16 protein-coding genes and 1 pseudogene are annotated in these 26,657 nt (G+C 72.1%); 8 read left to right on the top strand and 9 right to left on the bottom strand.

Annotated features, from left to right (window positions below):
- Positions 1-6 precede the first annotated feature (6 nt).
- The 4 genes from NCC78_RS05045 to mce all read right to left on the bottom strand — a co-directional run bounded on the left by NCC78_RS05045 (position 7) and on the right by mce (position 6,005).
- Positions 7-2,115, bottom strand: coding sequence for a hypothetical protein (locus NCC78_RS05045; protein WP_250791983.1), 2,109 nt, complete (start codon positions 2,113-2,115; stop codon positions 7-9).
- Between the two features lie 175 nt (positions 2,116-2,290).
- Positions 2,291-3,556 (bottom strand): coiled-coil domain-containing protein, encoded by a 1,266-nt coding sequence (locus NCC78_RS05040; protein ID WP_250791982.1) that lies wholly within the window; start codon positions 3,554-3,556, stop codon positions 2,291-2,293.
- 288 nt (positions 3,557-3,844) lie between these two features.
- Entirely contained in the window at positions 3,845-5,200 is a 1,356-nt protein-coding gene (gene ccrA, locus NCC78_RS05035; protein WP_250791981.1) for a crotonyl-CoA carboxylase/reductase, read from the bottom strand.
- A 328-nt stretch (positions 5,201-5,528) separates the two neighbouring features.
- Complete coding sequence (mce, locus tag NCC78_RS05030) at positions 5,529-6,005, bottom strand: methylmalonyl-CoA epimerase (RefSeq protein ID WP_250791980.1); 477 nt, start codon at positions 6,003-6,005, stop codon at positions 5,529-5,531.
- A 62-nt stretch (positions 6,006-6,067) separates the two neighbouring features.
- Here mce and NCC78_RS05025 point away from each other — a divergent pair, with 62 nt between their 5' ends.
- The 6 genes from NCC78_RS05025 (at position 6,068) to NCC78_RS05000 (ending at position 13,155) form a co-directional block, all read left to right on the top strand.
- On the top strand, positions 6,068-7,264 hold the full coding sequence (locus tag NCC78_RS05025) for an acetyl-CoA C-acetyltransferase (protein WP_250791979.1): 1,197 nt from the start codon (positions 6,068-6,070) through the stop codon (positions 7,262-7,264).
- Positions 7,265-7,314: 50 nt separating this feature from the next.
- On the top strand, positions 7,315-8,319 hold the full coding sequence (gene meaB, locus NCC78_RS05020; RefSeq protein ID WP_250791978.1) for a methylmalonyl Co-A mutase-associated GTPase MeaB: 1,005 nt from the start codon (positions 7,315-7,317) through the stop codon (positions 8,317-8,319).
- 84 nt (positions 8,320-8,403) lie between these two features.
- Positions 8,404-8,817, top strand: coding sequence for an Asp23/Gls24 family envelope stress response protein (locus NCC78_RS05015; protein ID WP_250791997.1), 414 nt, complete (start codon positions 8,404-8,406; stop codon positions 8,815-8,817).
- Between the two features lie 109 nt (positions 8,818-8,926).
- Positions 8,927-10,615: a coenzyme B12-dependent isobutyryl-CoA mutase large subunit gene (gene icmA, locus NCC78_RS05010; protein ID WP_250791977.1), complete on the top strand. Its 1,689-nt coding sequence runs from the start codon at positions 8,927-8,929 to the stop codon at positions 10,613-10,615.
- Positions 10,616-10,815: 200 nt separating this feature from the next.
- The gene (locus NCC78_RS05005; RefSeq protein WP_250791976.1) at positions 10,816-11,736 is read left to right on the top strand and encodes a tetratricopeptide repeat protein; all 921 of its coding nucleotides are present in this window, start codon (positions 10,816-10,818) and stop codon (positions 11,734-11,736) included.
- 66 nt (positions 11,737-11,802) lie between these two features.
- The gene (locus NCC78_RS05000) at positions 11,803-13,155 is read left to right on the top strand and encodes an arginase family protein (RefSeq protein WP_250791975.1); all 1,353 of its coding nucleotides are present in this window, start codon (positions 11,803-11,805) and stop codon (positions 13,153-13,155) included.
- A gap of 905 nt (positions 13,156-14,060) precedes the next feature.
- Here NCC78_RS05000 and NCC78_RS04995 read toward each other — a convergent pair.
- On the bottom strand, positions 14,061-16,016 hold the full coding sequence (locus NCC78_RS04995; RefSeq protein WP_250791974.1) for a penicillin-binding transpeptidase domain-containing protein: 1,956 nt from the start codon (positions 16,014-16,016) through the stop codon (positions 14,061-14,063).
- Positions 16,017-16,306: 290 nt separating this feature from the next.
- Between NCC78_RS04995 and NCC78_RS04990 the strand changes: the two genes are divergently transcribed.
- Positions 16,307-21,379: an NAD-glutamate dehydrogenase gene (locus NCC78_RS04990; RefSeq protein WP_250791973.1), complete on the top strand. Its 5,073-nt coding sequence runs from the start codon at positions 16,307-16,309 to the stop codon at positions 21,377-21,379.
- Between the two features lie 31 nt (positions 21,380-21,410).
- On the opposite strand, the gene NCC78_RS04985 is transcribed toward NCC78_RS04990, so the two are convergent.
- Positions 21,411-22,085 (bottom strand): class F sortase, encoded by a 675-nt coding sequence (locus NCC78_RS04985; RefSeq protein WP_250791972.1) that lies wholly within the window; start codon positions 22,083-22,085, stop codon positions 21,411-21,413.
- A gap of 1 nt (position 22,086) precedes the next feature.
- Positions 22,087-23,193: a hypothetical protein gene (locus NCC78_RS04980; RefSeq protein WP_250791971.1), complete on the bottom strand. Its 1,107-nt coding sequence runs from the start codon at positions 23,191-23,193 to the stop codon at positions 22,087-22,089.
- Between the two features lie 583 nt (positions 23,194-23,776).
- Here NCC78_RS04980 and NCC78_RS04975 point away from each other — a divergent pair.
- Positions 23,777-25,537, top strand: a complete 1,761-nt coding sequence (locus NCC78_RS04975; RefSeq protein WP_250791970.1) for a glycoside hydrolase family 6 protein — start codon at positions 23,777-23,779, stop codon at positions 25,535-25,537.
- A 114-nt stretch (positions 25,538-25,651) separates the two neighbouring features.
- Here NCC78_RS04975 and NCC78_RS04970 read toward each other — a convergent pair whose 3' ends face one another.
- Together NCC78_RS04970 and NCC78_RS04965 are read right to left on the bottom strand one after the other, a co-directional pair.
- Complete coding sequence (locus tag NCC78_RS04970; RefSeq protein ID WP_250791969.1) at positions 25,652-26,029, bottom strand: hypothetical protein; 378 nt, start codon at positions 26,027-26,029, stop codon at positions 25,652-25,654.
- Between the two features lie 213 nt (positions 26,030-26,242).
- Positions 26,243-26,657, bottom strand: a pseudogene (locus tag NCC78_RS04965) (hypothetical protein); the annotation flags it as partial.

Here is a 26,657-nt window from a genome sequence, read left to right as displayed (position 1 = left end):
GGTGGGTCACTCCTTCTCGACGGTGACCTTGCTCGGCTTGGCGCTGCGTTCGTCGGTGATGGGCTTGGTCGACCGCTTGCCGTTCTCGCCGGTGCTGATGATCTTCGTCGGGGTGGCGCCGCGTCCGCCCTCGCCCGGGACCGCGGCCACCGTCGGCTCGCCGTCCACCCCGGCGGCGGCGGTACCGCCGTCCACGGTGGTCACCGGCTCGGCGACGGGACGTGCCCTGGGCTGCCCGCCCTCCTCCGGCGCGGTGGTCTCCGATCCGCCGCCCGTGGTGGCCGGCTTCCCGTCCGGGCTGACCGGGGTGGCGTTCACCGTCGCCCGGCCCAGCGACGCCGTGGCCGGCTTCCCGTCGGCCGCCGTCGCCGGCCCGCCGTCGGTCGGCTTCGGACCACCGGCCGGCTTCCCGCCGTCGGCCGAGGCAGCGGCGACGGCGGAGCCGTCCGTCCCGGCGGGTCGACCCGGGCCGCCGATGAGCTCCAGCCGGAGCTGGGCAACCTGCCGCTGGAGCTCGTCGGACTCCTGCCGGGACTGCCAGGTCTCCTGCCGCAGGTCGGCGAGCTGCTGCTGGGCCTGGGCGATCTCCAGCATCACCTGGGCGAGCTGCTGTCGGCCGGAGGCGGCCTCCTGCTGGGTCGCGGCGAGGTGCTGCTGGGTGGTGGCCAGGTGCTGCTGCGTGGTGGCGGCGTACTCCTCGAACTGCCGACGGGAGGTGGCGACGTGCTCGTCGGCCTTGCGGCGCTTGTCGGCCGCCTCCGCCTCCGCCCGGCTGAGCAGCGTCGCGGCCTCCTCCTCGGCCTGCCGGCGCATGGTCAGCGCGTCCTGCTCGGCGGCCTGGCGGATCGCTGCGGCGCCCTGCTCGACCTCGTTCTTCCGGGTGGTGTACTCGGACTCCAGCTTCTTCCGCCGCGCCTCGAACCCGGACTCCAGCTCGTCGTGCCGGCTCTTGTGCTGCTTGTCCAGCTCGGCCCGCCGGGTCTTGTACTGCTTCTCCAGCTCGTCGCGGCGCTTCGTGAACTCCTGGTCGGCCGCCGCCCGGCGCTGGGTCAGCTCCCGGTCCGCGGCCTCGCGGCGGCTGTTGACCTCCTGCTCCACCCCGGCCCGCCAGGCGCCCAGCTCCTGCTGCGTCTGAGACCGGGCGTGCTGCACGTACGCCTCGGTCTCGCTGCGCATGCGCTGCACGTACGCCTCGGTTTCGGCGCGGTTGCGCTTGGCGGCCTCGGTCGCCTGCGTGGTGAGCCGCTCCGCGTCCTGCCGGGCCTTGTTGCGGGTGGCCCGGCCGGCCTCGGTGGCGTCGTCCATGATCTGCTTGGCGTCGCGCAGCGCCTTGGCGTGGGTGGCCCGGCCGGTCTCGGTCGCCTGGTCGACCAGGCGCTTGGCCTCCTGCTGGGCCTTGGCGTGCACCTCCTTGGCCGCCTCGCGGAGCTCGGTGGCCTCCTGTTGCGCCTTGGCGTGCACCTCCCTGGCCGCCTCGCGGAGCTTGGTCGCCTCCTGCTGGGCCCGGTTGTGGATCTCCTTGGCCGTGTCCCGCAGTTGGGTGGCCTCCTGCTGGGCCTTCGCCAGCGCCTCCTGGGCGGCCTTGCGCAGTCGCGCGGACTCGTCCTTGGCGGCCTTGACCGCGGCGTCCGCCTCGGCCTTGCGGGCGGCGGTGTGCCGCTCCTCCTCCGCGCGGCGGGCGGCCAGCGCGATCTCGAAGTCCTTGAGCGCCCTGGCGGCCTGCCCCCGGGCCTCCTCGATGATGTGCTCGGCGGCGGCCCGGCGGGCCTCGATCTCCTCGTTGGCGGAGGCCAGGATCGCCTCGGCCTGCTCCTCGGCGAGGCAGAGGATCTGCTCCACCCGCGGCCCGAGGTGCCGGAAGGACGCGCGGTCCACCACGCCGACCTGCTTGCGCACCTGGGCGAGATCGCGCTGGAGCACCTCGACCTGACCGGCCAGCTTGTGGATCTGCGTGTAGGCCTGTTCCCGTTCGGCCGCCAGCGTCGCGATCTCGTGCTCCGCACGAGCGACGTACCGGTCGACCTGTCGTTTCTCGTACCCCCGCAGAGCGGACTCGAAGCTGGGCTCCGTGGTCACGTCCCCGCCGAGAGCGAACAGTTCCTCGCCGTGCGACATGCCCCCATCCTCACACGCATCCGGCGCTGCTGGGGCGATACGGACGCCCCGGATGGGAGGTACTTCACTGCCGCCGGTCGCCGGGATTTCACCGGCTGGGAAACGCATACGGCGCGGGGCGGCACCGGTCACCCGGTGTCACCCCGCGCCGAGGATCATGCCCCGATCGGGCCGGTCAGCTGGTCGACTCCGCGGCCACCCGCTCGTCCGTGCCGTCGGCCTTCTTCGCCTCCGGCTTGGCCGCGGCGGCCGGTGCCGCGGCCGGCACGCCGGGCACGATGCCGGCGAGGCCGGAGAGCATCTGGCCGAGCTGGGAGGTGACGGCGTCCTTCTGCCGGGTGAGGTCCTCGACCTCGCGGCGGGCCGCCTGGGTGGTCAGCTCGGCCTCGGTGCGCGCCTCGGTGAGCAGGCGGTTCGCTTCGGCCTTCGCCTCGTTCAGGGTCTTCTCGGACAGCGCCTTGGCCTTGTCCACCGTGTCGTTGGCGGTGCGCTCCGACTCGACCCGGCGCGCCTCGGCGCGCTGCTCGATCTCCTTGGCCCGCTCCTGCGCGGCCCGCGCCCGCTGCTCGGCCTCGCCGACCAGCTTCTGGGTCTGCGAGACCTGCGCGGCGTGCCGCTCCGACTCCTCGCGCTCGGCCTTCTCCCGGCGCTCGGCGAGCTGGAGCTCCAGGGCCTGGAGGTCCTTGTCGCGCTTGTCCCGGGCGTCGGTGAGCAGCTTCGTCGCCTCGGCCCGCTTCTCCTCGGCCTCCCGGGCCGCCTTCGCCCGCTGCTGGGTGATTTCCCGCTCGGCGGTGGCCCGGAGGGTGGCGACCTCGCGCTCGACGGTGGACTTCAGCTCGGCGACCTCGTGCGCGGTGACGGTGCGCAGCTGCTTGGTTTCCCGCTCGGCGTCGGCGCGCAGCGTGTCGGCCTCGCGCCGGGCCTGGACGCGGACCTCGGCCGCCTCCCGCTCGGCGGCGGTGCGGACCGTGCCCGCCTCCCGCTCGGCGGTGGCCTTCATCGCGGCGGCCTCGGCGCGCGCCTTGTCGGTGATCTCGCGCGCCTCGAGGCGGGCGGCGGAGAGGATCCCCTCCGACTCGCGCTTGGCCTCGTTGCGGTGGTCGTTGGCCTGCTCCTCGGCCAGCCGGAGGATCTGCTCGACCCGGGTGCCCAGGCCGGAGAGCGTGGGCCGGCTGTTCTCCTCGAGCTGCTTGTTGGTCTCGGTGAGCTTCTGCTCCAGCGTGCTCATGCGCTGCTCGGCCTGGCGGAGCCGACGCTGGGCGTCGTTCATCCGCTGCTCGGCCTCGGCACGGGCCTGCTCGGACTGGGTCAGCGCGGCCGTCATCCGACCGATGAAGTCATCGACCTGGTGAGTGTTGTATCCGCGCAGGCCAACGGTGAAATCGGGCTGGGAGTTCGCGTTATCGAAGAACGCAAGAGGGGAGGACTGCTGCTGGGGCATTGGGACATACTCGCAGACGCCCCAGGGTGCTTCGCAAGAGCGGTGCCGAGCTTTCGTGTCCTCATTACATGGTCAACTCCGGCGCGCCAGGTGACCGGACCAATCGGCGATCTTGGCAGGTCCCAGGCAGGTCGGACGCCACGGAGAGTGACGCGGAAAAGGGCCGCGGGAGCACCCCGCGGCCCTTTGTTCCACCCTGGTCCGGATCACTCGAATGGGTGCCCGGCACACCGCGCGGAAAGGCAATCGCCGTTCACCGCAATGGCCATCGACGCATCACCCGTCGGGTCAGTGCCCCCGGAACCGGTTGATCGCTTCCTCGTGCCGGGAGCGCAGCTCACGGTCGCGCACGCCGAGCCCGTCGGACGGGGCGAGGCAACGGACACCGACCTTGCCCTGGTGCGCGTTGCGGTGCACCTCGTACGCGGCCTGGCCGGTCTGCTCCAGGTCGTAGGTCTTCGACACGGTCGGGTGGACCTTGCCCAGCGCCACCAGCCGGTTGGCCTCCCACGCCTCGCGGTAGTTCGCGAAGTGGCTACCGACGATCCGCTTCAGGTGCATCCAGAGGTAGCGGTTGTCGTACTGGTGCAGGAAGCCGCTGGTGGAGGCGCAGGTGACGATGGTGCCACCCTTCTTGGCCACGTAGACGCTGGCGCCGAAGGTCTCCCGGCCCGGGTGCTCGAAGACGATGTCCGGGTCCTCGCCACCGGTCAGCGCGCGGATGCGCTCGCCGAAGCGGCGCCACTCGTCCTGGTCCTGGGTCTGCTCGTCCTTCCAGAAGCGGAAGCCCTCGGCGGTGCGGTCGATGACCAGCTCGGCGCCCATCTTCCGGCACAGCTCCGCCTTCTCCGGCGAGGAGACCACGCAGACCGGGATCGCGCCGCCGTTGAGGGCCATCTGGGTGGCGTAGCCACCCAGGCCGCCGGAGGCGCCCCAGATCAGCACCACGTCGCCCTGCTTCATGTTGGCGCCGTGGTGCGAGACGAGCTGCCGGTACGCGGTCGAGTTGACCAGCCCGGGGCTCGCCGCCTCCTCCCAGCTCAGGTGCCGCGGCTTCGGCATCAGCTGGTTGGCCTTGACCACGCACAGCTCGGCGAGGCCGCCGAAGTTGGTCTCGAAGCCCCAGATCCGCTGCTCCGGGTCGAGCATCGTGTCGTCGTGCCCGGCCGCGTCCTCCAGCTCCACCGAGAGGCAGTGCGCGACCACCTCGTCGCCGGCCTTCCACTTCGTCACCCCGGGCCCGGTGCGCAGCACCACGCCCGCCGCGTCCGACCCCACCACGTGGTACGGCAGGTCGTGCCGTTTGGTCAGCTCGGAGAGCCGGCCGTAGCGCTGGAGGAACTTGAAGGTCGGCAGCGGCTCGAAGATGCTGGTCCACACGGTGTTGTAGTTGATCGCGCTGGCCATCACCGCGACCAGCGCCTCGCCGGGCCCGAGCTCCGGCGTCGGCACCTCCTGCACGTGCAGGGCCTTGCGCGGATCCTTGTCCCGGGTGGCCATCCCGTCGAACATCCGGGTTTCGTCGGCGCGTACCACGACGCCGCGGTAGGACTCCGGCACCGCCAGCCCGGCGAGCCCGGCCAGTTCCCGCTCCGGCTGGTCGGAGCCCTCCGCCGCCATGATCGCTTCAAGGATGTCCTGCACGTCGACCTCCCGTTCGTCCGCACCCGCGCACGGGCCTGGGTGCTGCCATCGTCGGCGCCGGTGCGCACCGTCCGCCATGTCGGCATCCGACACATCCGGCACCGGCCGCGCTCCTGTGGGCCCGGACGTTACTGAACGGTAGCTAAACCGGGAAGTCCTCTGTGAAAAACTGCATCGGCCGATGCGTGGAGATGTCCGTGGGAGCGACAAACCGCGCAGTGCCGGACGCACCCGCCGGTTGGGACGGGGTGGCGGCATGTCGCGGTCTCCGACGCCCCGGACCCCGCGACATGCCGCATCCTGCGGATCGGCCGCCCGACCAGGCCGGTCAGTGGCCGCCGGCGGCCGGCTCGACCAGCTCCACCAGGACGCCGCCGGCGTCCTTCGGGTGGACGAAGTTGATCCGGGAGTTCGCCGTGCCGCGCCTCGGGGTCTCGTAGAGCAGACGTACGCCCCGCTCGCGCAGCTTCGCGCAGGCCACGTCGATGTCGGTCACGGTGTACGCCACCTGCTGCACGCCCGGGCCGTTGCGGTCCAGGAACTTCGCGATGGTGGATTCCGGCGACAGCGGGGCGAGCAGCTGCACGCAGCCGCCCTCGGTGGTCGGGCCGACGGCCAGCATCGCCTCGCGGACGCCCTGCTCGATGTTGGTCTCGGTGTGCACGCAGCGCATCCCGAAGGTGCGCTGGTAGAAGTCGATCGCGGCGTCGAGGTCGGCGACCGCGACCCCGACATGGTCGATGCGGCGCAGGCCGATGTCTGTGACATAGTCGGCAGCGGGCTCGACGGGGGAGTTCTCAGCCATGGCGCTAGTCTGACCGAACAATCGTTAAGGCGTACAGGTCGGCACCCCCTCGGAGGCAGGCAATGGCTTCGGTGATCATCAGCGGCGCGCGGACCCCCATGGGGCGCCTGCTGGGCAACCTCAAGGACCTCCCCGCGACCAAGCTCGGCGGAGTGGCGATCAAGGCGGCGCTGGAGCGCGCCGGCGTCGCCCCCGAGCAGGTCCAGTACGTGATCATGGGTCAGGTGCTCCAGGCCGGCGCCGGGCAGATCCCGGCCCGCCAGGCGGCCGTCGAGGCGGGCATCCCGATGTCCGTGCCGGCGCTGACCATCAACAAGGTCTGCCTCTCCGGGCTGGACGCGATCGCCCTGGCCGACCAGCTGATCCGGGCCGGCGAGTTCGACATCGTCGTCGCCGGCGGCATGGAGTCGATGACCAACGCCCCGCACCTGCTGCTCGGCCAGCGCGGCGGCTACAAGTACGGCGACGTGGTGGTCAAGGACCACATGGCGCTGGACGGGCTCAGCGACGCCTGGGACTGCTGCTCGATGGGGGAGTCCACCGAGCGGCTCGGCACGAAGCACGGCATCACCCGGCAGGAGCAGGACGAGTTCGCCGCGGCCAGCCACCAGCGGGCCGCCGCCGCGCAGAAGAACGGCAACTTCGGCGACGAGATCACCCCCGTGGTCATCCCGCAGCGCAAGGGTGACCCGCTGGTGATCAGCGAGGACGAGGGCATCCGCCCCGACACCACCGCCGAGTCGCTGGCCAAGCTGCGTCCGGCGTTCACCAAGGACGGCACCATCACCGCCGGCAGCTCCTCGCCGATCTCCGACGGCGCCGCCGCGGTGGTCGTGATGAGCAAGGCCAAGGCCAAGGAGCTGGGGCTGACCTGGCTGGCCGAGATCGGCGCGCACGGCAACGTCGCCGGTCCGGACAACTCCCTGCACTCCCAGCCCTCCAACGCCATCCAGCACGCCCTGAAGAAGGGCGGCCTGAGCGTGCAGGACCTCGACCTGATCGAGATCAACGAGGCGTTCGCCCAGGTCGGCATCCAGTCCATGCGTGACCTGGGCGTCGGCCCGGACAAGGTCAACGTCAACGGCGGCGCGATCGCGCTCGGCCACCCGATCGGCATGTCCGGCGCCCGGCTGGTGCTCACCCTCGCGCTGGAGCTCAAGCGCCGGGGTGGCGGCACCGGCGCGGCCGCGCTCTGCGGCGGCGGCGGTCAGGGCGACGCGCTGATCATCCACGTCCCGAACGGCGCCGAGACCGAGTAGTGGGCGCGAGGAGTGAGCCGCTCCTGCGAGCCCCGCAGTAAGGAAGCACAGTGAGCGACGTCGTCGAGAACGTCCCGGCCACGGCCACCGCACCGGTGCGCCGCAGCCGGGACGTACCGATGCTGGTCGAGCGGGCCCGCGCGGGGGACCCCCGCGCGGTGGCCCGGCTGATCACCCTGGTCGAGTCCGGCGACGAGACGCTGCCGCGGATCGCGGCGGCGCTCGCGCCCTACGCCGGGCAGGCCCAGGTCGTGGGGCTGACCGGCTCGCCGGGGGTGGGCAAGTCGACCACCACCAACGAGCTGGTCCGGGCGCTGCGCGCCCGGGGCCACCGGGTCGGCGTGCTGGCGATCGACCCGTCCAGCCCGTTCACCGGTGGTGCGATCCTCGGCGACCGGGTCCGGATGCAGGACCACGCCACCGACCCCGGCGTCTACATCCGCTCCATGTCCAGCCGTGGCCACCTCGGCGGGCTCTCGGCGGCGACGCCGCAGGCCGTCCGGGTGCTGGAGGGCGCCGGCTGCGACGTGGTGCTGGTGGAGACCGTCGGCGTCGGGCAGGCCGAGGTGGAGGTCGCCTCGCTGGCCGACACCACGCTGGTGCTGCTCGCCCCCGGCATGGGCGACGCGATCCAGGCGGTCAAGGCCGGCATCCTGGAGATCGCCGACGTCTTCGTGGTCAACAAGGCCGACCGGGACGGCGCCGACGCCACCGTGCGCGACATCCAGGGCATGATCGCCCTCGGCGAGCGCGGCCCCGGGCAGTGGCGGCCGCAGGTGGTGCGGTCGGTCGCCTCGCGCGGTGAGGGGATCGACGACATCGCCGCCGCGATCGACAAGCACCGCGGCTGGCTGGTCGAGCACGGCGAGCTGCGCCGCCGGCAGGAGACGCGGGCCGCCGCCGAGATCGAGGCGATCGCGCTGGGCGTGCTCCGCGCCCGGATCGGCTCGCTGCGCGACGGTACGGAGCTGCCGACGCTCGCCGCCAAGGTGGCCGAGGGTGCCCTCGACCCGTACGCGGCGGCCGACGAGCTGCTCTCGCAGCTCGCCTCCTGACCCGTCCACTACGGACCGCCCCCGACGAGTACGCTCGCACCGCTCCACGGAAACCGTGGGGCGGTGCGACGGTCTGGGGAGAGCATGGGCGACGAGGCGACGCAGGAGCTGTCGGTGACGCCGGACGCGGTGGCGGGCGGGCGCACGCACGTCTCCGACGAGGTGGTGGAGAAGATCGCGGTGGTCGCCGCCCGGTCCGTGCCCGGGGTGGCCGAGCTCGGTGGCGACGTCGCGCGGTTCTTCAACGCGGTGCTCGACCGGGTCGGTCTGGACCAGGTCGGCGACGCCCGCCGGGGCTGCTCGGCCCACGTCACCGACGGGTCGGCCGTGGTCAACCTGGTGCTGGTGATCGAGGCCGGGCACCCGGTGCCGCAGGTGACCGACGGGGTCCGGGCCGCGGTGACGGCGGCGGTCGAGGCGTACGGGCTGCGGGCCGACGAGATCAACATCCGGGTGGACGACGTGGCCCTCGGCGACCCGGCGGCGACCTCGGTCTGAGGCGTACCGGCTGGTCAGGTTACCGGTGGGTACGAACATCCTTAGCGATCGTTCAGGCAACCGTTCTACACTCGGTCTTCAGTCGAGGACTCGAGGAGGAGCTCCGCGGATGAACGCCGACGAGATCGCCGCCGGACGGGCACGCTGGCAGGCCCGCTACGACGCCGCGCGCAAGCGGGACGCGGACTTCACCACACTCTCCGGGATGCCCGTCGACCCGGTCTACGGGCCCCCGGAAGGGACGGCGTACCCGGGCTTCGAGCGGATCGGCTGGCCGGGCGAGTACCCGTACACCCGGGGTTTGTACCCGACCGGCTACCGCGGGCGGACCTGGACGATCCGGCAGTTCGCCGGCTTCGGCAACGCCCAGCAGACCAACGAGCGCTACAAGATGATCCTCGGCGCCGGCGGCGGCGGGCTCTCGGTCGCGTTCGACATGCCCACCCTGATGGGGCGCGACTCGGACGACCCGCAGGCGCTCGGCGAGGTCGGGCACTGCGGCGTCGCGATCGACACCGCCACCGACATGGCGGCGCTCTTCGACGGCATCGACCTCGCCGGGGTCACCACCTCGATGACCATCTCCGGCCCGGCCGTGCCGGTCTTCTGCATGTACCTCGTCGCCGCCGAGCGGCAGGGCGCCGACCTGTCCAAGCTGGACGGCACGCTGCAGACGGACATCTTCAAGGAGTACATCGCGCAGAAGGAGTGGCTCTTCGACCCGGAGCCGCACCTGCGCCTCATCGGCGACCTGATGGAGTACTGCGCCCGCGAGATCCCGCGCTACAAGCCGCTCTCGGTCTCCGGCTACCACATCCGCGAGGCCGGTTCGACGGCCGCGCAGGAGCTGGCGTACACCCTCGCCGACGGGTTCGGCTACGTCGAACTGGGGCTCTCCCGCGGGCTGGACGTCAACGTCTTCGCCCCCGGGCTGAGCTTCTTCTTCGACTCCCACGTCGACTTCTTCGAGGAGATCGCCAAGTTCCGCGCCGCCCGCCGGATCTGGGCCCGCTGGCTGCGCGACGTCTACGGCGCCACCAGCGAGAAGGCTCTCTGGCTGCGGTTCCACACCCAGACCGCCGGGGTGTCGCTGACCGCGCAGCAGCCGGTCAACAACGTCGTGCGGACGGCGGTGGAGGCGCTCGCCGCCGTGCTCGGCGGCACCAACTCGCTGCACACCAACGCCCTCGACGAGACCCTGGCGCTGCCCACCGACGAGTCCGCCGAGATCGCCCTGCGTACCCAGCAGGTGCTGATGGAGGAGACCGGCGTGGTCAACGTCGCCGACCCGCTCGGCGGGTCCTGGTACGTCGAGGCGCTCACGGACAAGATCGAGGCCGAGGCGGAGGAGATCTTCGCCCGCATCCGGCAGCTCGGCGGCGAGGGCCCGCACCAGATCGGCCCGATGACCTCCGGCATCCTGCGCGGCATCGAGGACGGCTGGTTCACCGGCCACATCGCCGAGTCGGCCTTCGTCTACCAGCAGGCGCTGGAGAAGGGCGACAAGCGGATCGTCGGGGTCAACTGCCACACCGGCACGGTCGCCAAGGACCTGGAGATCCTGCGCATCTCGCACGAGGTGGAGCTGGAGCAGCGCCGGATGCTCGCCAAGCGGAAGGCCGCCCGGGACGAGACGGCGGTCACGGCGGCAATCGAGCGGATGGTCGCGGCCAGCCGCACCGACGAGAACATGATCCCGGCCATGCTCGACGCCGTGCGCGCCGAGGCCACCCTCGGCGAGATCTGCGACGCGCTGCGCGCCGAGTGGGGCGTCTACCGCGAACCCGCCCGCTTCTGACCACCCCCGTCCCCCTGCGCGATCGTGCCCGGCGGGTCCCGACGGCGCGGCACCCGCCGCGTCCGCCCGGGCCCGCCGCCGGCACGATCGCGGGGTGGGGCGGCGGCGGAAGCGTACGGGCGGTGGGCAGGGTGAGAGTTGCAACTGTCGCCGTCGCGGTTGATCTGAGTTCGGCGGAGCGCGTGCGAGACTAGGTAACCATGAGCGACCCACGGATCACCTCGTCGATCTTCACCCGCGGCGCGGTCGACCTCAGCGCGCTGCGCACCCCCGCACCGACCCCTGCCCGTCCCTCCGCCCCGGCCCAGGCCGGTCCCTCCGCCGGCCACCCCGGCGTACCCGCTGGTGGCGGGGTCACCGTCATCGACGTGACCGAGGCGACCTTCCAGTCCGAGGTCCTCGAACGTTCGCTGGCCACACCGGTGGTCGTGGACTTCTGGGCCGAATGGTGCGAGCCCTGCAAGCAGCTCTCCCCGGTGCTGGAGCGGCTGGCCGTCGAGGATGGCGGCGCGTGGGTGCTCGCCAAGGTCGACGTGGACGCCAACCCGCGGATCGCCCAGATGTTCCGGGTGCAGGGCATCCCGATGGTCTACGCGGTGGTCGGCGGCCAGCCGGTCGACGCCTTCTCCGGCGTGGTGCCCGAGGCGCAGCTGCGGCAGTGGATCCAGGCGGTGCTCAAGGCCGGCGGCGTGGCCGTGACCGAGCCGGAGGACCCCCGCCTCGACGAGGCCGACGACGCCCTGATGAGCGGCGACCTCGACGCGGCCGAGCAGGCGTACCGGAAGATCCTCGCCGACGCCCCCGCGGACGCCGCGGCGGAGGCGGGCCTGGCCCAGGTCGGGCTGGCCCGGCGGGTGGCCGGCGCCGACCCGGGCGCGGCGATCGCCGCCGCCCAGGCCGACCCCGACAACGTCGAGGCGCAGCTCCTGGCCGCCGACATCGAGGTGCTCAGCGGTCAGGCCGAGGCGGCGTACGCCCGCCTGGTGGGCCTGGTCCGCCGGACCGCCGGCGACGACCGGGAGAAGGTACGCCAGCACCTGGTCAGCCTCTTCACCGTCGCCGGGCCGGACGACCCCGCGGTCGCCTCGGCCCGCCGGGCACTGGCCAGCGCCCTGTTCTGAGCACGTAACACGCCAGCGCGGGCCGGCGATCCGGCCGGCCCGCCCGATCACCGAGGACGGGAGCTCATGATGCGCCGGATCGCCGTCCTCGACGCGCCGACCAACCTGGGCCTACGCCCGCCCACGCCCACGTCGGTCCCCGGCTGCGCCAAGGCCCCGGGCGCGCTGCGTGACCAGGGTCTGCTCGCCCGGCTGCGGGCCCGCGACGCCGGCTGCGTCACGCCGGCCCGCTACGACCCGGGCGACTGGCGGCCCGGCGACGGGGTCTGTCACGCACGGGAGATCGCCGACTACTCCGTGGCGCTCGCCGAGCGGATCGGCACGATCATCGACCGGGGGGAGTTCCCGGTGGTGCTCGGCGGCGACTGCTCGATCCTGCTCGGCTCGGCGCTGGCCATGCATCGCCTCGGCGAGGCGGTCGGCGGCCGGATCGGGCTGGTCTTCGTCGACGGTCACTCCGACTTCCGGCACCCCGGCAACGCCTCCTACGTGGGCGCGGCGGCCGGTGAGGACCTCGCCCTGGTCACCGGGCGCGGGCAGGCCGACCTGGCCGCCATCGAGGGTCGCCGCCCCTACTTCCGCGACGTCGACGTGGTGGTGCTCGGCATCCGGGCGCAGGACGAATACCGCCTCGACCTCCAGGCCGCCGGGATCACCACCCGCCCGGTGCCGGCCCTGCGCGCCGAGGGCGCCGCGCGGACCGCCCAGTGGGCGCACGACCAGCTCGCCGACTGCGCCGGCTACTGGGTGCACATCGACGTGGACGTGCTGGACCCGGCGGTGATGCCGGCCGTCGACGCGCCCGACCCGGGCGGGATCGCCTTCGCCGAGCTGGAGATCCTGCTCGCCGGCCTGGTCGACACCCCGCACTGCCTCGGCGTCGAGCTGACCGTCTTCGACCCCGACTACGACCCCGACGGCGAGTACGCAGCCGAGATCGTCAACACGGTGGTGGCCGGGCTACGCCCCGTCTCCGCGCCGGAGGCGGTGCCGCCCCGCCTGCTGCCGAGCCCGTCGGCCGCCCCCGTTCCCGCCACCACCCCCGGGCCTCGTCGGGGCAACGGACGCCCCGGCGTGATCACCCCCGGCACGATCATCCCCGGCGCGGTCGGCCCCGGCGCGGTCGGCCCCAGCGCGGTCGGCCCCGGCCTGCTGCGGCGGTCGTTGTCGATGGATTCCGAGTGGAGCGGGGACAGCGCGCCCGAGCCAGGGGCGGGCATCCGGCCCGCGACGGACGCCGCCGTAGCGTCCTCCTCGCCTGACGGTGCAATGGCGTCCTCGGCTGACGGTGCAAGGGCGTCCTCGGCTGACGGCGCACTGGCGCCCTCGCCGGGCGACGACCTCGCATCCAGGGCGGACGGCGACGTTTTGCCCACGACGGACGACGGTATGCCCCAGGCGGCGGCCGGTGCCGGCTGATCGCACACCGCAAGCCTGTCACCCGGCACCGAGCCTGCTTCACCCGGCACCGAGCCTGCTTCACCCGGAACCGAGCCCGCTTCGCGCGGTGGTGAGCCGCTCCGCCCGGTCCAACCTGGCATTAACGCAGCGGATCGGAGCCCGGCGATAGTCGCGCCGTGTCGGCCCTTTGGAGCTGATGTCGTAAACGATTCGCCGGCTGGCCGGACTGCTGCTGACTGACTGGCTGGCTGACCTGCTTGCCTGCTTGCCTGCTTGCCTGCCGGGCCGGCCGGCCTGCTTGTTTGCCTGCCCGCCGGCCGGTTCGCCGGCCCTGCCCGCCGGCAGCCTGATAGCTGGCCTTTCCGCCTCCCGGCTACTTGCCTGCCGATGTTCTTGCCGGCGCACGCGCCATCCGCTCGCCGGCCCGCCCGCCAAAGTGGAGGGGCGCTGCGGGGGTCGCTGACCCCGTTGGTGATCACCGACGGCCTGGCCCGGCGGGACGTGCATCTCCGAACCCGACGCGTCGCGCACACTCGGCACCAGCCGGAGGAAGGGAACCACCACCCCCGCACACCACCGTCGGCTACCTGCCCGACCGCGCGCACCAGCCGCCCGAACCGTGACCTTCGGTGGATGTGCTGCCACCTGCGGCAACGCAGCCGCGCGAACCGTGACCTTCGCTTGGATGTGCTGCCATCCGCGCACGCCGTCGGCGATGTCGTAGACGATTCAGCTCCAAAGGGTTGCAACGGAGCGCGTATCTGGTGGGCTGAGTCGGGTCAGGGGTAGGGGGCGTTCGGTGAGGGGGATCGCCGGTCGTCGCCAATGCCGTCGGCGATGTCGGGGGCGATGTCGTTGGCATGTCGTGGGCGATTCAGCTCGAAGGGTTGCAGCGGAGCGCGTATCTGGTGGGCTGAGTCGGCTCAGGTGGGGAGGGCGCGGAGGAAGCGTTCGGCGGCGGGGACGGCGGTGGCGGTGCTGGCGCCGCCCTTCTCGACGAAGACCGCGAAGGCGATGTCGCCCTGCCAGCCGACGAACCAGGCGTGGGTGTTCTTCGGGTTGTTGTCGTACTCGGCGGTGCCGGTCTTGCCGTGCACCGGGTCGCCCGGCACGTCCTTCAGGGCGCTGCCGGTGCCGGCGGTGACCACCTCCCGCATCATCGCCTTCACCGCCGCGACCGACTCCGCCTTGAGCTGCGGGCCGGGTGCCGCCGGTTTGCCCGGGGCCGGGTCCAGCACCAGCTTCGGCTGTTCGAAGCGGCCGCGGGCGACGGCCGCGGTGGCCGAGGCCATGGCCAGCGGGCTGACCACCGTGGTGCCCTGCCCGATCGCGGCGGCGGCCTGCTCGGTGGCTCCGCCGTTGGCGGAGACCTTGCCGGTGAAGGCGTCCAGGCCGAGATCCCACTGCCCCTCCAAGCCGAGGGAGCGACCCGTGACGGCCAACCCGTCGGCGCCGAGCTTCGGCGCCAGCGCGGTGAACGCCGTGTTGCAGGACTTCGCGAAGTCCGTGCGAAACGGCACCGGGCCCAGCTCGAAGTCGTCGGAGTTCTTGAACGGCCGGCCGTCCACGATGCGGGTCTTCGGGCAGTCGACCGTGGCGTCCGGGGTGACCGCCCCCCGGTCGAGCAGCCCGAGCGCGCTGACCATCTTGAAGGTGGAGCCGGGCGGGACCTGGGCGGTGAAGGCCAGGTTCTCCCCGGCCGCGCCGGGACCGTTGGCGGCGGCGAGCACCGCGCCGTCACTGATTCGGACCGCGACCAGGGCCGCCCGTCGCTTCTCGCCGCGCAGCGCCGTGTCGGCGGCGTTCTGGGTGGCCACGTCCAGCGTGGTCTTCAGCGGCTGCCCCGGCTGCGGCTCGTGGCGGAACACCTCGGTGCCGGTGGGCACCAGCGTGCCGTCCGGGCCGGGACGTTCGGTGATCACGGTCAGCCCCGGCGTGCCGCGCAGCCGCTCGTCGTAGCGGCCCTGTAGGCCGCCGTGGCCGACCAGATCGCCGGCCGCGTAGCGGTCCGGGTGTTTGGCCAGGTCGTCGGCCTGAGCCGGGTCGACCGAGCCGAGCACCGCCCGGGCGAACTCCCGGGTCGGGGCGAGGTCGAGCTTCTCGCTGCGGAACTTCGTGCCGGGCAGGTCGTAGATGCGCGGTTTGATCTGCAGGTACGCGTCCTCGCGCAGCGTCACCACCTCCACCAACGCGCCCGGGTCGGCGTCGGCGAGGCGGTTGGGCAGGCCGGAGAGGTCCACCGGTGGGGTGATCGCCGGCCGGATCGCCTTGAACGCCGCGTCCAGCTTGCGGGTCACCCCCGGCAGGTCCGTCACCTGGTTGGGCTGCAACCCGACCCGGACCGCCGGGCGGGGCGCCACGATCGGCTGGCCGGCGGCGTCGAGCACGCCGGCCCGGGGGCCGGTGTCCCGGCGCAGCCCGAGCCGGTCACCGCGGGCGAGCTGCTCCTGCACCAGCCGCGGCTCCCAGATGACCCGCCACTCCTGGTCGCCGCCGCGGCTGAGCCGCACCTGCCGGTCGTACGCCCAGCGGGTGTCGCCCGGCAGGGTCCACTCGACCTTGACCACCGCCGTCGCGATGTCCGCGGTGATCTTCGGGTCGCCCTGCCGGGTCAGCGCGGGCGGGGTGGCCGCCAACTCCCCGGAGAGCTCCTTGATCTCGCGGGAGACGTCGGCCGCGGGCACCTTCGCGCCGGTCGGGTCGACGAAGCCGACCGCTTGGAGGTCGCCGGAGCGCCAGCCGGTCAGGAAGGCGTCGACGCTGCGCTCCGGCCCGTCGTCGTCGGAGCACGCGGTGAGCGCGCCAGCGACGAGCGCGGTGGCGGCGAGCAGCGCGAGCGGTCTGCGGAGCCGGTGACGACGGGGGTACGACAGGCGCATGGAGCGGATCCTCCGATCTCGGAACTGCCCTGCACGGTAGTACGGCGGGGGCGTCCGCATCGTCCCCCACTGGGGGCCGACGTGCGAAAAGACGGACCCGCGACTGTGTGATGAACAACCAGAGGCGGGGTACTCCGGGACCGGCCAACCTCGTACCCGCAACGGGTGAAAGGACGAAGTCCGGATCCGGACGTCCGCACTGCGGTCCGCCGACGAAGGGGCAGAACGGCAGGGCCTAGGCTGGGCGGCAGAGTGACCCACAACGCGGTGGGTCGAGGGGAGTGGCACCGATGGACCGGCGTCCGGCGATCAAACCGGGACCCGACCTCCGGCAGGCTGACACCGGCCGGGACGACAGCTTCGATTCGGCGACCGACGGGGACGGCCCCGGCCGACTCGACACAGGAGTGACCGGGATGACCGGTTCGAGTATCGACACGCTCTACGATCTGGGCCTGCCCGCCGACGCGCTGGCCGACGACGCGGAGGACGGCGAACTCGACGAACCCGTACCGAACGCGGAGCGCCTGGTGGCCCAGGCCGTCGCGCTCGCCGGCGACGACCACGACGCGGCGACCCTGGTCAGCCGCTTCTGGCGGTACGCGCCGGACGAGGAGCTGATCGGCTTCACCGCCGAGGAGATGCTCGACGCGGCCCGCGCCCACCGGGACCTGGCCCAGCAACGGGTGCCGGGGGAGTTGAAGCTCCGCATCCACGAGCCCGACGCCGACCAGCACCACACCGTCATCGAGATCGTCACCGACGACATGCCCTTCCTGGTGGACTCGGTGACCGCCCTGCTCAACTCCCACCACCTCGACGTGCACCTGCTGGTCCACCCGCTGGTGGTGGTCCGGCGTGAGCCGCTGGGCCGGCTGACCGAGGTCTCCGCCGACGTGGAGCCCGACGACGCCATCGCCGGTGACCTGATCGAGAGCTGGATGCGGGTCGAGATCGACCCGGTCCGCGACGCCCGCGAGCGGGAGAACCTGCGCCGGGAACTCCAGCGGGTCCTCACCGACGTGCGGGAGGCGGTGGAGGACTGGCCGAAGATGCGCCAGCGGTCCCTCGCCCTCGCCGACGAGCTCGCCTCGGCCCGGACGTCGGACAACCGGCCGCCGGTGCCGGAGAAGGACATCACCGACTCGGTGGAGCTGCTCCGCTGGCTGGCGCACGACCACTTCACGTTCCTCGGCTACCGCGAGTACCGCCTGGTCGACGTGCCCGCCGGCGACGGCCAGCCGGGCGGCAAGGCGTTGGAGGCGGTGCTCGGCACCGGGCTGGGCATCCTGCGTCAGGATTCCACCGAGCCCCGGGCGCTCTCCTCGATGCCGCCGGAGGCGCACGACAAGGTCACCGAGAAGCGCCTGCTGATCATCACGAAGGCGAACTCGCGGGCCACCGTGCACCGCTCCGCCTACCTCGACTACATCGGGTTCAAGATCTTCAACGAGGCGGGCGAGGTGGTCGGGGAGCGGCGCTTCCTGGGCCTGTTCTCCACCGCCGCGTACCGGACCAGCGTGCGCGAGCTGCCGGTGGTCCGCCGCAAGGTGGCCGAGGTGCTGGACCGCTCCGGGCTGAGCCAGCGCAGCCACTCCGGCAAGGACCTGCTCCAGATCCTGGAGACCTACCCGCGCGACGAGCTGTTCCAGATCAAGACCGACGACCTCTACCACGCGGTGATCGGCGTGCTGCGGATGGCCGGCCGCCGGCAGCTGCGGGTCTTCCTGCGCCGCGACGCGTACGGGCGGTTCATCTCCTGCCTGATCTACCTGCCCCGGGACCGGTTCACCACCCAGAACCGGCTGCGCATGCAGGACATCCTGCTCCGTGAGCTGAACGGCGTCGGGGTGGACTACACCACCCGGGTCACCGAGTCGATGCTGGCCCGGGTGCACTTCATCGTCCGCACCGACCCGACCAAGCCGCCGGGCGACATCGACGCCGACCTGCTCGCCGAGGAACTGGCCGACGCGACCCGGCTCTGGGACGACGACTACCGGCTGGTGCTGGAGCGCAAGCTCGGCGACGAGCAGGCCAAGCACCTGTTCAGCCGGTACGCTGACGCGTTCCCGGAGGGCTACAAGGACGGGCACACGCCGTACGAGGCGATGAAGGACCTGGCCAAGCTGGAACTGCTGGAGGAGCCCGGCCAGCTGGAGATGCACCTGTTCCGCAAGCAGCTGGCGCCCCGCGGCGGGTCCCGGGTGCCGGGCGCGGACCTGGCCGAGATGATGGACGTCCGGTTCAAGGTCTACCGCTACGGCGAGCCGATGATGCTGTCGGCGGTGCTGCCGGTGCTGCACTCGCTCGGCGTCCAGGTGGTCGACGAGCACCCGTACGAGGTGGACCGGATCGACGGCCGCGTCTACCTCTACGACTTCGGCCTCCGGCTGCCCGAGGGGCACCAGGAGCTGGCCGAGGTGCGCCCGCACGTGGAGAACGCCTTCGCGGCGGCGTGGCGGGGCGAGGCCGAGGTGGACGGCTTCAACGAGCTGGTGCTGCGCGGCGGTCTCACCTGGCGGCAGGTGTGCGTGCTGCGGGCGTACGCGAAGTACCTGCGGCAGGCCGGCACGGTCTTCTCCCAGGACTACATGGAGCAGACCTTCATCGCGTACCCGCGGATCGCCGCGCTGCTGGTCGAGCTCTTCGAGGTCCGGTTCGCGCCGGGCGAGGCCAGCCACGAGCAGCGGCAGCAACGCAGCGCCGAGCTGGCGGCCGACATCCGCGCCGCGCTGGACGATGTGGCCAGCCTCGACCAGGACCGGATCCTGCGGTCGTACCTGACGTTGATGCAGGCCACCCTGCGGACGAGCTTCTACCAGAAGCGCGCCGACGGCCGGCCGAAGGCGTACGTGGCGTTCAAGCTGGACCCGCAGGCCATTCCGGACCTGCCGGCGCCCCGGCCGAAGTTCGAGATCTTCGTGTACTCGCCGCGCTTCGAGGGCGTGCACCTGCGCTTCGGGCCGGTGGCCCGGGGCGGGTTGCGCTGGTCCGACCGGCGCGAGGACTTCCGTACCGAGGTGCTCGGCCTGGTCAAGGCGCAGATGGTGAAGAACGCCGTGATCGTGCCGGTCGGCGCCAAGGGCGGCTTCGTACTCAAGAAGAAGCCGGGGGACCGCGACGAGGCGGTCATCTGCTACAAGGAGTTCATCTCGGCGCTGCTCGACGTCACGGACAACATCGTCAGCGGTGAGATCGTGCCGCCGGAGGACGTGGTCCGGCACGACGGCGACGACCCCTACCTGGTGGTCGCGGCGGACAAGGGCACGGCGACCTTCTCCGACATCGCCAACGAGATCTCCACGGCGCACAACTTCTGGCTCGGCGACGCGTTCGCCTCCGGCGGTTCCGCCGGCTACGACCACAAGAAGATGGGCATCACCGCCCGGGGCGCCTGGGAGTCGGTCAAGCGGCACTTCCGCGAGTTGGGGTTGAACACCCAGGCCGAGGACTTCACGGTGGTCGGCGTCGGTGACATGTCCGGCGACGTGTTCGGCAACGGGATGCTGCTGTCGGAGCACATCCGGCTGGTGGCCGCGTTCGACCACCGGCACATCTTCCTCGACCCGGACCCGGACGCCGCCACCTCGTACGCCGAGCGGAAGCGGCTGTTCGACCTGTCCCGGTCGTCGTGGGAGGACTACAACACCGAGCTGATCTCGGCCGGCGGCGGGGTGCACCCGCGCACGGCCAAGTCGGTGCCGATCACGCCGCAGGTCCGCGCGGCGCTCGGCCTGGAGGACGGCGTCGAGCAGCTCTCGCCGCAGGAGCTGATGAAGGCGATCCTGACGGCGCCGGTCGACCTGTTCTGGAACGGCGGCATCGGCACCTACGTCAAGGCGTCCAGCCAGACCAACGCCGAGGTGGGCGACAAGTCCAACGACGCGATCCGGGTGGACGGCCGCAACCTGCGGTGCCGGGTGGTCGGTGAGGGCGGCAACCTGGGCTGCACCCAGCTCGGCCGGATCGAGTACGCGCTGACCGGCGGCCGGATCTACACCGACTTCATCGACAACGCGGCCGGGGTGGACTGCTCCGACCACGAGGTGAACATCAAGATCCTGCTGAACACGGCGGTCGCCGACGGCGAGCTGACCGTCCCGGACCGGGACGAGCTGCTCGCCGAGATGACCGACGAGGTCGCCGAGCTGGTGCTGCGGGACAACTACGACCAGGCCCGGGCCGTCAACAACGCCCAGGCGCAGGCCGCGTCCCTGCTTCCGGTGCACCGCCGGATGATCACCGACCTGGAGCGCTCCGGCGCGCTGGACCGGGCCCTGGAGGCGCTGCCGCCGGACGAGGAGCTCGCGGTGCGGGCCGAGTCCGGGCTGACCGCACCGGAGTTCGCGGTGCTGCTGGCGTACGTCAAGATCGTCCTGGAGCGGGAGATCCTCTCCGAGGGGCTGGCCGACGAGGAGTGGACGACCGAGGTCCTGGTCAACTACTTCCCGACGCCGATGCGCGAGCGGTTCGCCGACCGGATGGGCCGGCACCGGCTGCGCCGGGACATCGTGACCACGGTCCTGGTCAACGAGGCGATCAACCGGGGCGGCATCTCGTTCGTCTTCCGGGTGGTCGAGGAGACGGCCGCCAGCGCGGCGGACGTGATCCGGGCCTACGTGGTGGTCCGCGAGGTGTTCGGGCTGCGGGAGCTCTGGGACGCGGTGGAGGCCCTGGACAACAAGATCGCCCCGGAGCTGCAGACCAGCGTCTACCTGGACACCCGGCGGCTGCTGGACCGGGCGGTGCGGTGGCTGGTGACCAACCGCCGCTCGCCGATCGACGTGCCCGCGGAGATCGCCCGGCTGCGCAACGGGGTCGCCCAACTCCTGCCCGACCTGGAGGAGCGCTTCTACGGCAGCGAGCGCGAGGCCCTGGCCGCGCACATCGACTCGATGACCGAGAAGGGTCTGCCGCGTGACCTGGCCGCGCAGGCGACCCGCCTGATGTACAGCTTCGGCCTGCTCGACGTGGTGGAGACCTCGGCGCGCAGCGGGCGGAACGTCGCCGAGGTGGCCCCGGTCTACTTCGTGCTCTCCGACCTGTTCCGGGTGGACTCGCTGCTGTCGAAGATCTCCCTGCTGCCGCGGGAGGATCGCTGGCAGACGCTGGCCCGGATGGCGCTGCGCTACGACCTGTACGCCGCGCTGGCCGCGCTCACCGCGGAGGTCCTGGACTCCACCCCCGACTCGTTGCCGCCGCACGAGCGGGTGCAGGAGTGGGAGCAGTCGAACGCCACCTCGATCCACCGGGCCCGCCGGGCGATGGGGGAGTTCGACGAGTCGCGGGCGGACCTGGCCGCCCTGTCGGTGCTGCTGCGCCAGATCCGCACCCTGGTGCGGACCTCCGCCGCCGCCTGACGCGTACGCGCCGCGCGGTCGACCGGCGAAATCAGGTCGCGAGGGAGGCGAAGACGACCACATTGTTCGGGTAGCTGCCGGCCGCGGAGTCGAAGACCCCGCCGCAGGTGACCACCCGCAGGCCGGGCCGGTCGGAGGGGCCGTACACCTGCTCGGTCGGGAACGACGTCTTCGGGTGCGAGCTCACCGACTCCACGGTGAAGGTGACCTGCCGCCCGTCCGCGCGGGTGACGCCGATGGTGTCGCCGGGTCGCAGGGCGCCGAGGGAGAAGAAGACGGCCGGTCCGATCTTCGCCGAGTCGACGTGCCCGACGATGACGGCGTTGCCGACCTCGCCGGGGCTCGGCCCCGGCTCGTACCAGCCGGCGAGCTTGGCCTGCTCCAGCGGGGGGACCTGGACGGTGCCGTCGGGGTTGGTGCCCAGCGACATGATCGACGCGTCGACGCCGATCCGGGGGATGGTGATCGTGGTGGGGGTCGACCGGGCCAGCCCGGTCACGGCCGGGGTGCTCGGGTCGGCGACCGCCGGCCCGGTGGTGGTGGGTGCGGCCTGGGCCGCCAGGGGCTGCGGTGGGCGGGGAGCGGGCGTGGTCTTCAGCGAGGCGCCGACCATGCCGGCGCCCGTCATGGCGAGCAGGACGACGACGGCCGCGCCGGCGGCGCGCCACGGTTTCCCGTGACGGCCGCCGGCCCGTGTCGCCGTCACGTCAGACGAAGGACTCATCGGTCCGACGCCGACGCATCAGCACGATGCCGCCCAGGGCGGCCGCACCGATCAGGCTCGCCCCACCGGCGGCCAGGCCCCGGTCGGTGCCGGTGCTGGCGCCACCGTCACCACCGTCGACCCCGCCCCGCGGGAAGACGATCAGCTCGCCGTCGCCGCACGAGCCCTCGAGCTTGTAGCGACCCGGCTTGGCGTCCTTGTCGACCTTGGCCTCGCCGTAGTAGACGAAGTCCCGCTTGTGCTCCCAGCGGTCCTTGTCCTTGTCCTTGTCGCGGTCGTCACGGTCGTCACGGTCGTCCCGGCCCTTGTGGTCGCGGTCGTCACGGTCGTCCCGGCCGTCGCGGCCCTTGTGGTCGCGGTCGTCACGGTCGTCCCGGCCGTCGCGGCCCTTGTGGTCGCGGTCGTCACGGTCGTCCCGGCCGTCGCGGCCCTTGTGGTCGCGGTCGTCACGGTCGTCCCGGCCGTGCTCGTCGCGGCCCTCGCGGTCGTTCTCGTCGTAGCCCTTGTGGTCGCGGTCGCGGTCGTTCTCGTCGTAGCCCTTGTGGTCACGGCCACCCTCGCCGTCCTGGCCGTGCTCGTAGCCCTTCCAGTCGCGGTCGTCCTCGTCCTTGCCGTCCGCGGCGCCACCGCCCTGGCCCGCCGGCTGGCCACCGTTGTACGGCGGCTGCGGCTTGCCGTGGTCGTCCTTGTCCTTGCCGTGGTCGTCCTTGCCGTTGTGGTCCTTGCCCTTGTCGTCCTTGCCGTGGTCGTCCTTGTCCTTGCCCTTGTCGTCCTTGCCGTGCTCGCGGTCGTAGGAGTCCTCCTCCCCGCCACGCCAGTCGCCCCGGTCGCCGCCCCGGTCATCGGCCGGCTTGAGCTTGACCTTGCCGGTGACCTTCGACCAGACGTACGCGTGCTTCTGCGGTTCCTCGCAGACCTCCAGCAGCTTGACCTCGTCGCCGGCCTTGACGACGTGCGGCTTGGCGTAGACCTTGCCCTCGTCGTCGTGGTGGTGGCCGTCCGCGAACGCGATCCCCGGCGTGAACACGAGCAGCGAAGCGCCACCGAGGGCAGCGCCCGCAACGACCTTCCCGAGCATCTTGTTTGCCATGACCTGCGTCACTCCATCCCTGTTGTCCTGAGCCCGGCGACAACCGAGCTACGACCGACGTTAGACCGTTTCACGACCTATGAAGGGAAAGATTCGTGTTTTGACGTTTCCAGGAGATACGGGGTCTAGGGGTGCTACGCGGCTTTAGCGACGGATAGCGCTGATCTGGTGGCCGCCGAGGGGTTGTCGCCCGGAGGGGGCCCGACGGCCTGCGCCGTGCCGGTCGGATGCCGCCGACGTGCATCGTCCGGGTCCCACCGGACCCAGCCGCCCCCGGAGGCCCCGAACGTCGCGCCGGAGGCATCGAGGCATTGCCATGGAAGCGCTCCCATGCAAGAATCGCTCCACGCGGTTCGGGGAGCCACACCGCGCAGGCAGGAGTCGAGGGCAACCGGTGCGCCGGGCGACCTCCCGCCGATGACCGGCCGTCGTCGGTCCGCCGCACCACCACCAGAACGCCCGTCCGGGCCGGGCACCCCCGAAGAATCCCGTTTGGCGCCGGCGGTCGTCCGCGCAGGACGTCCATCGGGGCCGTTTCGCCGGGCCGTTCGCGGATCCGGTCTCGCCCAAGGAGATCAGTGGCATGAATGTGTGGAGAAGGCTGTCCGGCCAACGCCGGGCCCTCGCGCTCGCCGGCGCGGGCGCCCTGGTCGCAGGGGGCTTGGTGACCCTCCCGGTCACCGTGGCGCACGCCGCGACCCAGTGCGACGTGTCGTACACGACCAGCGACTGGCCGGGCGGGTTCACCGCCACCGTCAACATCAAGAACGTCGGCGACGCCCTGAACGGCTGGACCCTGGGCTTCACCTTCCCCGACGGTTCGCAGCGCGTACAGCAGGGCTGGTCGGCCCGGTGGGCGCAGTCCGGTCAGAACGTCACCGCGCAGAACGAGTCGTGGAACGCCTCACTGGCCAGCGGCGCCACCACGAGCATCGGGTTCAACGGCGCCTGGAGCGGCAGCAACCCGAAGCCCACCTCGTTCACCCTCAACGGGGTGACCTGCAACGGCGGCACGACCCCGACCACCCCGCCGCCGACGACCCCGCCGCCCACCACGCCTCCGCCGACCACCCCGCCGCCGGTGGGCAGCAAGGTCGACAACCCATACGCGGGAGTCAAGGGGTACGTGAACCCGGAGTGGAAGGCCAAGGCCGACGCCGAGCCTGGCGGCAGCCGGGTGTCGAACAACCCGACCGCCGTGTGGCTGGACCGGATCGCCGCCATCAACGGCACCCCGGACAGCAGCTCCAACGGTGCCTTCGGGGTCCGCAACCACCTGGACGAGGCGCTGAAGCAGGGCGCCGGCTACATCCAGTTCGTGATCTACAACCTGCCCGGCCGGGACTGTGCCGCGCTCGCCTCCAACGGTGAGCTGGGCCCCGACGAGCTGCCCAGGTACAAGGCCCAGTACATCGACCCGATCGCCGCGATCCAGGCCGACCCGAAGTACGCCAGCCTCCGGATCATCAACATCATCGAGATCGACTCGCTGCCCAACCTGGTGACCAACACCTCCGGCCAGCCGGGCGGCACCGCGATGTGCGACACGGTCAAGGCCAACGGCGCCTACGTCAACGGCGTCGGCTACGCGCTGGCCAAGCTCGGTGCGATCGGCAACGTCTACAACTACATCGACGCGGCGCACCACGGCTGGATCGGCTGGGACAGCAACTTCGGCCCGACCGCCGACATGCTGAAGAGCGCGGCCGTCGCCTCCGGCAGCACGGTGCGGAACGTGCACGGCTTCATCGTCAACACCGCGAACTACTCCGCGCTGCGGGAGCCGCACATCAAGATCACCGACACGGTGAACAGCCAGACCGTCCGCCAGTCCAAGTGGATCGACTGGAACCAGTACGTCGACGAGCTGTCGTTCGCCCAGGCGTTCCGCGACAAGCTGGTCTCGGTCGGCTTTGAGTCCAACATCGGCATGCTGATCGACACCTCCCGCAACGGCTGGGGCGGCACCGCCCGGCCGACCGGTCCGGGCGCTTCCACCAGCGTCGACACCTACGTCAACGGTGGCCGCATCGACCGTCGGCTGCACGCCGGCAACTGGTGCAACCAGGCCGGCGCCGGCCTCGGCGAGCGTCCCAAGGCCGCCCCGGAGCCGGGCATCGACGCGTACGTCTGGGTGAAGCCCCCGGGCGAGTCGGACGGCTCCAGCACGCTCATCCCCAACAACGAGGGCAAGGGCTTCGACCGGATGTGCGACCCGACCTACACCGGCAACGCCCGCAACGGCAACAGCATGAGCGGCGCGCTGCCCAACGCGCCGATCTCCGGGGCCTGGTTCTCCGCGCAGTTCCAGGAGCTGATGAGGAACGCCTACCCGGCGCTGTAGAGGGCGACACCCACCCGCCGCTGGCAGTAGGTGAGGCACTCCAGCGGCAGGTTCCCCGGGCCCCTGGTCCGACCGTCCGACGGTCGGGCCAGGGGCCCCCTCACGTACGCCCGGTCAGGGCACCGTCCGCTCGATCGCCGCCTGTCCCATCTCGGCCAGGTCTCGGCGGGCCCGCTCGAGGGTCTCCGGGGTGACGTCCTGGCCCCGCGCCATCACCAGGTCCTCCGGCTCCCAGGGCTGCTCGGCGCCGGTGCGGATGTTGTCGCCGCCGGCGCCCGTGCCGGTGCCGGTGGCTCCGGTGCCGGCCGCGTACGGGTCGCCGAGCAGATCGTCGGTGGACGCCTCGCCGCCGGCCCGGCCACCGGGCTCGGTGAAGGACGGGTTGTCCCGGTCGGCACCGCCACCGGTCATCAGCTGGGGGACGCCGGTGTCGTCCTCCACCGCCGCGGCAACCTCGGGGCTCTCCTCCAGCGGTCGGTCACGATCCGTCATGTCGCTGCCCTCCTGTCCCCAGACGCTCTCTCCGATCCCCATGGCGTACCCGCGAGGATGGCCGCCATGCCCCGCCGCCGGAGGACCGGGTCAGGGTCACGATCACCCCGTACACCGCGAACACGCCGCCCCCTGTGCGCCCGGGGGCACCCCTGCGGCCGGTACGCCGACGGGCGCCCCGACCGCGACGGTCGGAGCGCCCGTTCGGGTGGGTCAGCGGCCGAGCACCCGGTCGAGGAAGTCGCGGTAGTGGCGGACCGCCATCCGCAACTGCTCGGTGTCCGCCGAGCCGGCGTCCTGCCAGCCGCCCAGCTTGTTCTTCTGCGCCGACAGCGCCGACGCGAGAGCCTGGATGGCCTCGTCGACCAGCGACTGCGCCTCCCCGGCCGCCGCGCGCGGGTCGTCCACGAAGCGCAGCTGCACGTCGCGCCAGCGGTCCCGGAAGCCCTGCGCGGTGCTCGAGTCGAAGAGCGACGCTGGCTCCGCCGCCACGGTCGAGCCGGTCGGCCGGGAGGTCCCCGCGGCCTTGAGCGAGCCGGCGCCGGCCGAGCCGGCGGCCGTGGCACCGGAGCCCGGCGCGGCCGTGTCCGGGTCGACCATCGCCGGTGTGGCGCTGCCGTAGCCGGCG

This window comes from Micromonospora phytophila, assembly GCF_023656545.1.
GTDB lineage: Bacteria > Actinomycetota > Actinomycetes > Mycobacteriales > Micromonosporaceae > Micromonospora > Micromonospora phytophila.
Note: the sequence above shows the minus strand (reverse complement) of the source record. Positions and strands in the feature narration are given on the sequence as shown.